This window comes from Sulfitobacter sp. SH24, assembly GCF_965641895.1.
Taxonomy (GTDB): Bacteria; Pseudomonadota; Alphaproteobacteria; order Rhodobacterales; family Rhodobacteraceae; genus Sulfitobacter; species Sulfitobacter dubius.
This window is the reverse complement of sequence record NZ_OZ282575.1, coordinates 1,247,239-1,259,735: the sequence shown is the minus strand read 5'-3', so window position 1 is coordinate 1,259,735 and position 12,497 is coordinate 1,247,239. Positions and strand designations below refer to the sequence as shown.

Annotated in this window: 11 protein-coding genes; 7 read left to right on the top strand and 4 right to left on the bottom strand. The window is 58.8% G+C overall.

Annotation, left to right across the window (positions count from 1 at the left end):
* Position 1: 1 nt before the first annotated feature.
* The 3 genes from dusA to ACSQ16_RS08765 all read right to left on the bottom strand — a co-directional run bounded on the left by dusA (position 2) and on the right by ACSQ16_RS08765 (position 3,372).
* Positions 2 to 964, bottom strand: coding sequence for a tRNA dihydrouridine(20/20a) synthase DusA (gene dusA / locus ACSQ16_RS08775; protein WP_243263193.1), 963 nt, complete (start codon positions 962 to 964; stop codon positions 2 to 4).
* Positions 965 to 1,189: 225 nt separating this feature from the next.
* Positions 1,190 to 2,638 (bottom strand): sensor histidine kinase, encoded by a 1,449-nt coding sequence (locus ACSQ16_RS08770; protein ID WP_243260914.1) that lies wholly within the window; start codon positions 2,636 to 2,638, stop codon positions 1,190 to 1,192.
* Positions 2,635 to 3,372, bottom strand: coding sequence for a response regulator (locus ACSQ16_RS08765; RefSeq protein WP_243260915.1), 738 nt, complete (start codon positions 3,370 to 3,372; stop codon positions 2,635 to 2,637). The genes ACSQ16_RS08770 and ACSQ16_RS08765 overlap by 4 nt, the downstream gene beginning before the upstream one ends.
* 224 nt (positions 3,373 to 3,596) lie before the next feature.
* On the opposite strand from ACSQ16_RS08765, the gene ACSQ16_RS08760 reads away from it, so the two are divergent.
* The 4 genes from ACSQ16_RS08760 to ACSQ16_RS08745 are packed head-to-tail and all read left to right on the top strand — an operon-like array spanning position 3,597 to position 7,762.
* Positions 3,597 to 4,841, top strand: a complete 1,245-nt coding sequence (locus ACSQ16_RS08760; protein ID WP_093925807.1) for an ABC transporter substrate-binding protein — start codon at positions 3,597 to 3,599, stop codon at positions 4,839 to 4,841.
* A gap of 54 nt (positions 4,842 to 4,895) precedes the next feature.
* A complete protein-coding gene (locus ACSQ16_RS08755; RefSeq protein WP_243260916.1) occupies positions 4,896 to 5,768 on the top strand; it encodes a carbohydrate ABC transporter permease in 873 nt (290 codons plus the stop codon).
* Positions 5,761 to 6,660, top strand: coding sequence for a carbohydrate ABC transporter permease (locus ACSQ16_RS08750; RefSeq protein ID WP_243260917.1), 900 nt, complete (start codon positions 5,761 to 5,763; stop codon positions 6,658 to 6,660). Before ACSQ16_RS08755 ends, ACSQ16_RS08750 begins: the two co-directional genes overlap by 8 nt.
* A 4-nt stretch (positions 6,661 to 6,664) precedes the next feature.
* Entirely contained in the window at positions 6,665 to 7,762 is a 1,098-nt protein-coding gene (locus tag ACSQ16_RS08745) for an ABC transporter ATP-binding protein (RefSeq protein ID WP_243260918.1), read from the top strand.
* 71 nt (positions 7,763 to 7,833) lie between these two features.
* Here ACSQ16_RS08745 and ACSQ16_RS08740 read toward each other — a convergent pair whose 3' ends face one another.
* The gene (locus ACSQ16_RS08740; RefSeq protein WP_317406015.1) at positions 7,834 to 8,598 is read right to left on the bottom strand and encodes a DeoR/GlpR family DNA-binding transcription regulator; all 765 of its coding nucleotides are present in this window, start codon (positions 8,596 to 8,598) and stop codon (positions 7,834 to 7,836) included.
* 170 nt (positions 8,599 to 8,768) lie between these two features.
* On the opposite strand from ACSQ16_RS08740, the gene ACSQ16_RS08735 reads away from it, so the two are divergent.
* Genes ACSQ16_RS08735 through ACSQ16_RS08725 form a run of 3 tightly spaced genes read left to right on the top strand, consistent with a single transcriptional unit; the run spans position 8,769 to position 12,477 of the window.
* Entirely contained in the window at positions 8,769 to 9,737 is a 969-nt protein-coding gene (locus tag ACSQ16_RS08735) for an ABC transporter substrate-binding protein (RefSeq protein WP_243260920.1), read from the top strand.
* Complete coding sequence (locus ACSQ16_RS08730) at positions 9,737 to 11,440, top strand: ABC transporter permease (protein ID WP_243260921.1); 1,704 nt, start codon at positions 9,737 to 9,739, stop codon at positions 11,438 to 11,440. The genes ACSQ16_RS08735 and ACSQ16_RS08730 overlap by 1 nt, the downstream gene beginning before the upstream one ends.
* The gene (locus ACSQ16_RS08725) at positions 11,428 to 12,477 is read left to right on the top strand and encodes an ABC transporter ATP-binding protein (protein WP_243260922.1); all 1,050 of its coding nucleotides are present in this window, start codon (positions 11,428 to 11,430) and stop codon (positions 12,475 to 12,477) included. Before ACSQ16_RS08730 ends, ACSQ16_RS08725 begins: the two co-directional genes overlap by 13 nt.
* The last annotated feature ends 20 nt before the right edge of the window (positions 12,478 to 12,497 follow it).

Here is a 12,497-nt window from a genome sequence, read left to right as displayed (position 1 = left end):
CCTACCCCGCCGCGGCGATTTCCTGTGCCGCGGCGACCTCGGCCAAAGCGGCCTCTACCAGCTCCGGACCCGCGCCGGGCTTATGCGCCCCCTCCGATAGGATACGCCGCCACTGCCGCGCGCCGGGACGGCCGGCAAAAAGCCCCAGCATATGCCGCGTGACCTGCCCCAAACGCCCGCCGCTGGCCAGATGCGCCTCGATATAGGGCAACATCCCCTGCACCGCCGCCTCTGCACTGCTGTCCATCTCTTTACCATAGATACGCCGATCGGCACTGGCGAGGATGTCGGTCGGCGAATGATAGGCACTGCGCCCGACCATAACGCCGTCTAGCCCGGCGTCGAGAACGGCCTCGGCCTGTTCTAACGACGTAATGCCACCATTGACCGAGATATGCAGATTGGGGAACAGCCCCTTCATCTGATGCACCAAATCATAGTCTAGCGGCGGGATATCGCGGTTTTCCTTGGGGCTCAGCCCCTGCAACCACGCCTTACGCGCATGGATCGTGACACGGGTGCAGCCTGCCGCCACAATGCGCGACAGGAATTCTGGCAAGATTTCCGCAGGGTTCTGATCATCCACACCGATGCGGCATTTTACCGTCACTTCAACATCACAGGCCGCGCGCATGGCATCCACGCAGTCCGCCACCAGCCCCGGCTGCTGCATCAAGACCGCGCCGAATGCACCTGATTGCACCCGGTCAGACGGGCAGCCGCAATTGAGGTTGATCTCGTCATAACCCACATCCGCCCCCAACCGCGCTGCCTGCGCGAGCTCTGTGGGGTCCGAGCCCCCAAGTTGGAGGGCCACGGGGTGTTCAGATGGATCGTGATCCAACAGATGCAGCGCACCACCGCGCACAAGCGCAGGCGCGGTGACCATCTCAGTATAAAGCAGGGTCTCGCGGCTAAGCAGTCGGTGCAGATAGCGGCAATGGCGGTCGGTCCAATCCATCATGGGGGCCACGCTCAAGCGGGCCGCTCTTTCAACTTTATACGTCAATATCTCAACCTCAACACCGACCAAATCTCATATGGCGCGCTTTGCGTGGTTACCGGAGTGTTCCGGTGCTTCGTTTCTGGATTGCCACCCTGTAGCATATTCACACTGACAGGCCAGCACCTGTCGGTGATGCTGAACCGACCTACACAGATTTGGCATTCCTCTCGGCGCAAGACGAAATCACGCTCTGTCGATCACAAGGCACGCAGCTAGGCCATTAGACGTGTCCTCAAAGGACAGCGACCCGCCATGCAATTTCGCTATCGCCGCAACAATCGTAAGGCCAAGGCCATAGCCGTCGATCGTGGCCGTATTGGTCCCGCGCTGAAACGGGGCCATGAGAGCCGCCATATCCTCAGCAGAGCTATCAGAGCCTTCGTCTTCGATGATGATCCTCGCTGTATGGGCGTCAGCTTCGAGCGCGACAATCGCACGACGACCGTATTTCAGCGCGTTCTCAATCAGGTTCGTCACCGCGCGCTCAAGTGAGACGGGCCGCCCGATCACAGTGACGTCCCGGTCGGCTGCAAACACGCTTTGCCCCTGTCGCGCGCTAAAGACCGAACGGGCGCTCTGCACGACAATGTCCGACCCTGTGCGGAAGGTCACATCCCTGCCCGTGTCCTGATAATCAGCGACGATGGAATCGATCAGTGAGCCCAGTGAAAGCTTGCGTGGCTTTTCGACGTTCATCTCGACCCGCGTATAGGTCAGCACGCTTTCGATGATCCCCGTCATACTGTCGATATCGGCCTCAAGTTTCTGGCGCAGTGCCGCATCGGGAATAAGCGCGCTGCGCAGGCGCAGGCGTGTTGCGGGGGTGCCAAGGTCATGGCTCACGCCAGAAAGAACGGCGGCGCGGCTCGACAATTGTTGGCGTTCATCTTCAAGAAAGCTGTTTACGGCCGAAACGATGTCCTGCAACTCCTGTGGGCCGGGCAGATCATAGCTCGCCGGGCCGCCGATGCGGCGGCGGCTGCGCAATTGCTCGGCAAATTGCGAAAACTCAGCCGAGAGGTTCAGCACCACGGTGAGGGTCACCCCCATCGCCAGCACGGCCAATAGGACAGCCCACATGCGATTATCAGCCGGGGCTGCGGCGCAGCTAAGCACGGACGCGGCGTCGATCTCAAACCACGGCGCACTGCCCATCTGGGTCAGCACAACCGGATCGGAGCAATAGGACGCCACCAGACGAAAGACCTCTCCGGTCTTCTCCGCCGCGGTTTGATCGGCGCGATTGGGCATCTCGGCCAGCTTGTAGGTAAGATCGGGCGACAGGATCGCCATGGTCAGGGGCGCCCCGGTCTGGCTGTTCGCGCTATCGGCAGAGATCAGGACAATAGTGACTCGCGCTGCGAGAGGGGCGTGAGAAATCTGACGGAAGGCCCCGCGCGCGGCGCGGGCCTGATCCTCAGCGCTGAGGGGGCGGATTTGTACCTCCTCCGCCGGTACGGTGCCGTTTTGCACGGCGTAGTAAAGGTTGATCCCCGCGACATAGGCACGTTCCTGATGTGCCCGCCAGCTTGCGTTAGAATGGCTCCATAGCCACACGGCAATCCCACCGGAAAGAAAGGCCGTGATGACAAGCAAGCTGCCAATCACCCGTAGGCTGCGGCGCTGGATCACCTGTCGTGTTCCATCACATCGACGGCAAAGACATAGCCAACCCCGCGTTCCGTTCTCAGGAATAAGGGGTGTTTCGGGTCCACTTCGATTTTAGCGCGCAGCCGCCCGACCAAAACGTCAATGGCGCGGCCCAGCCCATCGCCCTGCGGTCCTGCCTCGCCTGTTACATCAAGTGCTGCGGCGATCTCTTCGCGGGTCAGGGGGATATGCGGATTTGCAAGCAGCACCCGCAAAAGCGCCGTCTCGCGCCGAGACAGCGAAACCTGCACCCCACTGGGCGCGCGCGCCTCATTGTGTTTTGCATCATAGGTCCAGCCTGCGAATGTAAAAGTCTTGGTATTGCGGCGGTGCACCAGCGAAGAGGACCGCCGCGTGCGGTGCAGCACGGCCTTCACCCGTGCGAGCAGCAGTTCAGGGTTGAATGGCTTGGCGATATAGTCATCGGCCCCTACCGCATAGCCTTCCATCCGCTGATGGTCCGCCGACAGGGCCGAGACCATGATGATTGGCACGTCTTGATCCTGCCGCAAGCGCCCACAGATATCGAGCCCGCTTTCATCCCCCAGCATCACATCGAGCAAGATCAGATCGACCCGCCCACCCTCAAGATGAGCAGCGAGCTCTTCCTCCGTTGCGGCGGGCAATGCGATCGTCCCATGCTTTTGCAGAAATTGCGTCATCATTTGCCGCATCTCTACATCATCATCGACCACCAAAATCCGCGGAATCGCCACCCACTCTCCTCCTCTACCCTCAGCGGGATACTACCGCCTTGTCCCCGTCTGAGCGCCATGATGCAACAAAATCCACGGCTAAGTAACAAGCTGTAACGTGCGCGCAGGATAATTGCATGTTGAGCCCGGTTTGCTGTGCCCTGCGCATTGCAAGCTGTGTTTTTCCGCGACAATCTCCTGCCATCCGGTCTGGGAGGGCCGTCATTTCCACGGGAGGAAACATCATGAATACCTATGTAACCGGGGCGGTATCTGCCCTGTCGATGATTGTCGCGACTTCGGCCCTCGCCGAACCGACAGCCGAGGTGCTGCACTATTGGACATCTGGCGGCGAAGCGAAATCCGTCGCCGTTTTGCAAAAAGAATTCGCCGACAAAGGCGGCAGCTGGACCGATATGCCGGTGGCTGGCGGCGGCGGTGACGCGGCAATGACCGCTCTGCGCGCCCGAGTGCTGTCAGGCAACGCACCAACGGCCGTCCAACTTAAGGGCCCCGCAATTCAGGAATGGTACGAAGAAGGCGTTCTGGCCGATATTTCTTCGGTCGCCGAGGCGAACGATTGGGAAACTGTGCTGCCCGCCTCCATCGCTGGGCATATGAAATGCGAGGGCACATGGTGTGCTGCGCCGGTCAACGTGCACCGGGTCGACTGGATTTGGGCGAATGCCGAGGTGCTGAACGCCAATGGCATCGAGATGCCCACCACATGGGATGAATTCAACGCCGCCGCCGACAAGCTGCAGGAGGCCGGAATCATCCCCCTCGCGCACGGTGGGCAGGCTTGGCAAGACGCTACGATTTTCGAGGCAGTCGCCCTAGGCATCCTTGGGCCAGACGGCTACCGCAAAGCCTTTGTTGAGCTCGACAACGAAACCCTCACGTCGGACGCGATGATCGCGGTGTTCGACCAAATGCGCACCCTGCGCGGCTATGTCGACAGCAACTTCTCTGGCCGCGACTGGAACCTTGCCACGTCTATGGTCATGAACGGAGAGGCCGCTTTCCAGATCATGGGCGACTGGGCCAAGGGTGAATTCATGGCTGCGGGCAAGGTGCCCGGCGAAGACTTCCTCTGTGCTTCTGCACCGGGAGAAGGTTTCCTTTATAACGTCGACAGCTTTGCAATGTTCGACGTGGACGGCGATGATAAAAAGGCTGGCCAAGAACTTCTGGCTGAATTGGTTGTCGGGCAGAACTTTCAAAAAGTGTTCAACCTCAACAAAGGGTCGATCCCTGCCCGCACCGATGTAGCGCTGGATGAATTTGACGATTGCGCCCGTCTGTCCGCCGATGACATGCAAGCCAGTTCTGACAGTGATGCGCTGCTGCCAAGCTATGCCCATGGCATGGCGCTGCGCGGCGCGCAGGCTGGTGCAATCACAGATGTCGTGACTGCGCATTTCAACTCGGACATGTCATCTGCCGATGCAGTCCAGATGCTTGCCGACGGCATCGCCAACAGTATGTAACGCCTGCTCCTGCCCCCGCGCATTTGTGGGGGCAGGCCAATTCGGAACATTCACATGATCAAGTGGCTTGAAGAAAACACCCCCAAACTGGTTCTGGCGCCCTCGTTCATCGCCGTTCTGATCTTCGTCTACGGCTTTATCGCTTGGACAGCCTGGGTATCGCTGACGCGCTCGCGGCTGTTGCCGAAGTATGAGATCGAAGGTTTCATCCAATACGAACGGCTCTTTGCCTCGCCGCGGTGGGAAACGGCCTTTGGCAATCTCTTTGTATTCGGGACGCTGTTCATCGTGATTGCGATGGTTCTGGGTCTCGCGCTGGCGATCCTTCTGGATCAGAACATCCGCACCGAAGGTGCGATCCGTACGATTTACCTCTACCCCATGGCGCTGTCGATGATCGTGACCGGCACCGCGTGGAAATGGATCCTGAACCCCGGTTTGGGGTTGGAGGCCATGGTGCGCGGCTGGGGGTTTGAGAACTTTACCTTCGACTGGTTGATTGACCCCGACAAGGCAATTTACACCATTGTGCTTGCGGCGATCTGGCAAAGCTCCGGCTTCGTCATGGCGCTATTTCTCGCCGGGCTGCGTTCGGTAGACGGGGAAATCATCAAGGCCGCTCAGGTCGATGGCATCCCGACATGGCGCGTTTATACCGCGATCATCATCCCGGCGATGGCACCGATTTTCCTGTCGGCCTTTATCGTGCTGTCGCACCTTGCAGTCAAAAGTTTTGATCTGGTCATCGCTCTGACAGGCGGCGGCCCGGGCTATGCCACTGATCTGCCCGCCACCTACATGTACGCCATGGCGTTTTCGCGCGGGGATATCGGACAAGCGGCAAGCTCGGCCATGATTATGATGCTCGTCGTATTCTCTATCGTCGTGCCTTATCTTTATTCTGAATTGAGGTCCAAAGATGGTTGATCTTTCCCTCGCGCAGACCCCGCATCAGGCTGAAGGCCGGACAGGCAGGCTGATCCTGCGGTGGATGCTGTATATCTTGCTGCTGCTTTTTGCGCTGTTCTATTTGCTACCGCTTTTTGTGATGTTGACCACCTCACTGAAAAGCCTTGAGGAAATCCGCACAGGCGATCTGATCGCCCTGCCCCGCGACGTGACCTTCGCCGCATGGCGCACGGCATGGTCAGAGGCCTGCACCGGTATCCAATGCGAAGGGGTGCGGCCGTTTTTCTGGAACTCTGTCCTCATCGCCATTCCGGCAGTGGTGATTTCCACCCTGCTAGGCGCGATGAACGGCTATGTCGTGGCACAATGGAATTTTCGCGGCGCGAACCTGTTCTTTTCACTGATGCTCTTTGGCTGCTTCATCCCTTTTCAGGTGGTGCTTCTGCCCATGGCGCGGGTGCTGGGGCTGATCGGTATGGCAGGCACAATTCCGGGGCTGATCTTTGTCCATGTGATCTATGGGTTGGGTTTCACCACGCTGTTTTTCCGCAACTACTATGTTTCGATCCCGTCAGAACTGACAAAGGCGGCCAAGGTGGATGGCGCAGGGTTTTTCCGCATCTTCTGGTCGATCTTCCTGCCGCTGTCCTTGCCGATCATCGTGGTGACCGTGATCTGGCAATTCACCCAAATTTGGAACGACTTCCTCTTTGGCGTCTCATTCAGTCAGGCCGGTACGCAGCCGGTGACCGTGGCGCTAAACAATATCGTCAATTCGACCACCGGCGTCAAAGCCTACAACGTCGACATGGCCGCCGCGATCATCGCCGGACTGCCGACACTTCTCGTCTATGTGATTGCCGGGAAATACTTTGTCCGCGGCCTGACCGCCGGTTCCGTGAAAGGATAAATCAATGGCCCCAATCCTCGAAATCAACAATCTCTTCAAAAGCTATGGCACGGTTGAGATCCTCAAGGACATCAACGTGGCGATTGAACAGGGGGATTTTCTTGTGCTGGTCGGCCCTTCGGGCTGTGGCAAGTCGACCCTGCTCAACTGTATTGCTGGGCTGGAGCCGATCAGCGGCGGCGAGGTCCGCATCGGTGGGCGTGACATGACCAGCGTCAGTCCCAAAGACCGCGACATCGCGATGGTGTTCCAATCCTACGCGCTCTACCCGACGATGACCGTCGCAAAAAACATCACTTTCGGCATGAAGGTGCGCGGCGTTGATCAGGTCACGCAGGCCGAAAAGCTCGCCCATGTGGCGCAGCAATTGCAGATCGAACCACTGCTTAACCGTAAACCCGGCCATCTCTCGGGTGGCCAGCGCCAGCGCGTCGCCATGGGCCGTGCCTTGGTGCGCGACCCCAAGCTGTTCCTCTTTGATGAGCCGCTTTCCAACCTCGATGCCAAGTTACGGGTCGAGATGCGGACCGAGATCAAATCCCTACACCAGCGGCTTGGTGCGTCGATGGTCTATGTGACGCACGACCAGATCGAAGCGATGACGCTGGCCACCAAAATCGTCGTCATGAAGGGCGGTGTCATTCAGCAGATCGGCACGCCTGCAGAGATCTACAACCACCCGGCGAACCTATTCGTCGCAGATTTCATGGGCAGCCCGGCGATGAACCTGATCCCGGCAAAGGCACGGTCCGGTAGCGCCGGAACAACAATCGAAATCGCGCGCAAATCGGGCGGGTCAATGGTTTTGACCGACCGCAAAAACCTCAGCCTGCCAGAGGATGTGATTATCGGTGTCCGCCCCGAAAACATCGCCGATGCAAACGCGCATTCCCGCCCGGATTCGCAAGAGGCCGATTGCGTCATCGACATCGTAGAGCCTGCGGGCGCAGACACCTATGCGGTCATGGAGTTGGGCGGCAAACATGTCACCGCGCGGCTGCACGCGGAAACCACCGCTGCGCCGGGCATAAAGCAGCGATTGGCCTTTGATCTGGGTAAAGTCTCGTATTTTGCGCCCGATACGGGGCTGCGTCTGAACTAAGGCTTTGCGGTTTAGCGGCCCTGCCCCGTTCTGCTTTCAGCCGGACGGGGCGAAACCGCCCAATAACCCGGTCATACGCGAATGACTTCGCAGCCATGCCGCGCACAACTTTCCATAACAGGCGGCGAAAACCTTGCGCCTGTCACCACGATATCAACGTCCCAGAGGTGGCCCATCTGAAATGCCAAATCTAATCGGTTCTTGGTGCTGTCCATCACCAGAATGCTCTTTTTGCCGCAGCTCGCGATGGCCTTGCGTGCGCTCATTTCGTCAGCGTTATAGTCCATCACCATGCCCTCTTCGGACAGACCCCCGCAGCTAAAAACCGCGTAATCGACGCGGTACTTTGCAAAGAATTCAAGCGCAGGCGTGCCGATCATATCGAGATCGCGCATTCTTACGGTTCCGCCTGCCAGTTCAACGGCAACGCCGGGGGCTTGTTGCAGGGCGCAGACGGCGTGGATGCTATTGGATGCGACGAAAAGGTCATTATGCGAGGCCAGAAACCGGGCGCAGGTTTCCACTGTTGTGCCGGTCCCCAACGCCACCCGTGCGCCATCTGGAATCAGGCTTTTGACCGCCAAAGCGATGCGCTGCTTTTCCTGCCGCGCGATGCTTTCGCGAGGCAGATAGCCAATGTTCTCACTTTGCTGCCGCAGCCGCGCATTGCCGTTGCGGCGCTGGATAAGCCCCGCTTCATCAAGATCGCGCAGGTCCGCTCGTATGGTTTGCACCGAAACGGCAAGCTCGGACGAAAGCTCAATCGCCGATAGGGTCTCGCTCTTAGACAGGAGCGCGATAATCTCATCTCTTCGCTGGGTTACTTCCCGTCGCACGGTCATTTCCTTTGAAAAATTCTCAAAATTTTCGGTAGGTTAGGAAAAGTTTTTGAATCTCGCAATATAAATAAAAGTTTCAACTAACTGTTACAAAACCGTCAAACTTCTCAGGGATAAGGCTCATGTGAACTGCTTTCGTTCGAAAGTTAAAACCCCAGGAGCACCCCATGAAGTCCTTCGTCACATCCACCGCTTTCGCGCTTTTGGCCAGCACGGCCATGGCCGATACGATCACTCTTTATACCTCGCAGCCCAATGCCGATGCGCAGCGGACCGTTGACGCCTTTATGGCTGCCAACCCCGGCACCGAAGTTGATTGGGTCCGCGATGGTACAACCAAATTGATGGCCCGCCTGCGTGCCGAGATTGAGGCAGGCAACCCCCAGCCCGATGTCCTGCTGATCGCCGATACGGTGACGTTGGAAGGCATGGCACAGGAAGGTCTTTTGACCGCTTACCAATCGCCCGAAGCCGGTGACTATGACGCGACGTTGCATTCTGCCGAAGGCTATTACCATTCGACCAAATTGATCACCACCGGGGTCGTCTACAACACAGGAGTCGAGACCGCGCCGACCTCTTGGAAAGACCTGTCAGACGCTTCCATCAAAGGGCAAATCGCAATGCCCTCACCACTTTATTCCGGTGCCGCGCTGATCCACCTTGCCACGCTGACCGGCGATGAGACTTTGGGCTGGGAGTATTACGAAAACCTCGCCGCGAATGAGGCCCGCGCTCAGGGCGGCAACGGCGGCACCTTCAAGGCCGTGGCTTCGGGTGAAAAGCCATATGGCATGGTTGTCGACTTCCTCGCGATCCGCAACAAAGCCGATGGCTCCCCGGTTGATTTCGTCTTCCCTGAAGAAGGTGTTTCCTATGTGACCGAGCCTGTGGCGATCATGTCTTCCGCCAAGAACGTCGAAGGCGCAGAGAAATTCGTCGACTTTCTGCTCAGCACTGAAGGCCAAGAACTGGTTCTGGACATGGGTTATATCCCTGCCCGTGACGGTATGGGCGTCCCCGAAGGGTTCCCCGCCCGCGAAGACATCAAGCTTATGGCCTTTGACCCTGCCGAGGCCCTTGCAAATGCCGAAGCCAACAAAGCCAAATTCGCAGAGCTTTTCGGCGCTGAATGATGAGTGTCGCACAACAAAATGGAGGCAGCCGGTCCGAGGCCCGGCTGCTCTCTGCCATTCTGATCGTCGCGATTTGCCTGACGCTCGCCCCAGTTCTGCGCCTGTTTGTCGAAGGCGTCACCGATCAGGGCAGTCCCAGCCTGACCCTTATGCGCGATGTGCTGGCACAACCCTCTACTTTGAGCGCGTTAAAACATTCGCTGGTCACGGCGGGCTTTGGCACCTTGGTATCGCTGGTGCTTGGCGCGGCCTTTGCCTTTTTGGTGGCACTGACAGACCTACGGGCCAAGGCGGCTTTGGTCTTTTGTTTGATGATCCCGATGATGATCCCGCCGCAGATCACCGCGCTGTCCTGGACCCAGATTATGGGGCCGTCGTCGGTCTTACTAAAAACGCTAGGCATTGCCCCCCCGCTTGGCGCGCCGCAGCCACTTTATTCGCCGCAAGGGATCATCTTCCTTTTGGGAATCCAACATATGTCGATCATCTTCCTGACCCTGCGCGCGGGTCTGCGGTCTATCCCCCAAGACGTGGTTGAGGCCGCCCGCATCAGCGGTGCCAAAGGGCTGCGTACATGGTGGCAGGTCGTGATGCCCCTGACCTTGCCCAGTCTGGCGGCGGGCACGGCGATTACCTTTGTGACTGCACTTGGCAACTTTGGCATTCCTGCGATGCTGGGCATTCCCGCAGGCTATGCGACGCTGCCGACGCTGGTCTATCAAAAGCTGGCTGGCATGGGGACAACCGTCTTGGCCGAGGTTTCGGTTCTGGCGATGCTGATCGGGGCGGTCGCCGTGGCGGGCATCTTGTTGCAGCGCCTATGCCAGTCTCGTCAGAGATTGCATCTTGTGGGCAGCACCTCCCGCCCGCTGGCCCTGCCCTTGGGCGCGGCCCGCCTACCGGTTGAGATACTTCTATGGGCCGTGGTCTTTGCCATCCTCGTCCTGCCGATGTTCGGCCTATTGGCAACATCATTGGTGCCTGCCTATGGGGTGACCCTGCGCTTTGACACCGTGACGCTTGCATCTTGGTATGAGGTTCTCTTTCGCCAACCCGTTACTTCGCGGGCCTTTGTTAATTCCTTTGGTCTGGCGGCGGGGGCCTCTGCCGTTTTGGTGATGATCTGCCTGCCCCTAGCGTGGCTGATGGAGCGGCGCAAAACGCGACTTGCGCGGCTTTTCGACAGCCTGCTTGATCTGCCTTACGCGCTGCCGGGTGTTGTCCTGTCGATTGCGATGATCCTGCTGCTGATCAAGCTGCCTTTCACCGAGGCCACGCTCTACGGCACCATTTGGATCATCTTTCTGGCTTATCTCGCGCGGTTCTTCGCGGTGATGTTCCGCCCGGTTCAGGCAAGCCTGAAGCAGTTCGATCCTGCTATGGATGAGGCCGCGCAATCGGTTGGTGCCTCACTCTACCGGCGCCTGCGCGATGTGATCTTTCCGCTTTCGGCCCCGGCGGCGGCGGCGGGGGCGATCCTTGTATTTCTTACCGCGTTTAACGAACTCACGGTTTCCGCGCTCTTGTGGTCTTCGGGCACCGAGACATTGGGCGTGGTGATCTTCAACCTCGATGACAGTGGCGAAACCGGCATGGCCAGCGCCTTGGCGATGACCATCGTCTTTGTGGTCATCGTCCTCATGGCGCTGATCCAACTGTTTTCCCGTCGCTTTCCCAAAGGAGTTGTCCCATGGCAGACATAGACCTGTCCTCGGTCGGCAAGACATTCGCAGGCACCCCTGCGCTACAAGACATCACAACCCGGTTCGACGATGGCGAATTTATCGCACTTTTGGGGCCGTCGGGCTGTGGCAAGACCACCCTTCTGCGCATCTTGGCGGGGTTCGAGACCCCCACCAGCGGCCAAATCCGCATCGGCGCCCGCGAAATGGCCAATGCTCAAACAGGGGTGAGCCTGCCCCCCGAAGAGCGCAACATCGGCTTTGTGTTTCAGTCCTACGCGCTCTGGCCGCATATGTCGGTGCGGCGCAACGTGTCCTACCCGCTTGAGATCCGCAGGTTCTCCAAGTCCGAGATTGCCAGACAAACCGATGCGGCGCTCGCCTCCACGGGACTTGAGGCCTACGCCGATCGCATGCCCTCTGACCTTTCGGGCGGACAGCGGCAGCGGGTGGCCTTGGCACGGTGTCTGGTCTCTGATCCCTGCGCGGTGCTGCTGGATGAACCCTTGGCCAACCTTGATGTGGCGCTGCGGGCCACGATGCAGGGCGTCTTTACCGATTTTCACAAACGCACCGGGGCCACGATGGTCTATGTCACCCATGACCAAGCCGAAGCCATGGCGATGGCCGACCGGATCGCCGTGATGGATCAGGGCCGCATTCAGCAGTTCGACACGCCGCAAACCCTCTATGAACGGCCCAAAAACCGCTTTGTTGCCGAATTTGTCGGGCGCGGGACTGTGGTGCCCGTGCAAGAGGTCACGCATGCCGGAGGGGCGAGGCAGGCGCGGATACTGGGGGCCGAAGTTGCGGTGCAATCAGCACGCGCCGAGAAGCAGGTCAGCCATGTCTGCTTGCGCCCCGAAAACCTGACCATTTCTGAGAGTGGCGATCTGCGCAGCAAGGTCGCGCGGGTCACCTATATGGGCGGCAAATACCTGTTGGAAACAGTCACCGACTGCGGCGCGCGCCTGTTTGCAGAAACCCGCGCCCGCTTTGACGTTGGCGCACAATTGGGCCTGACAATCACCACCCCTTGGGCCTTTTCAGAGGATTAAATGCAAAGCATACGACTACT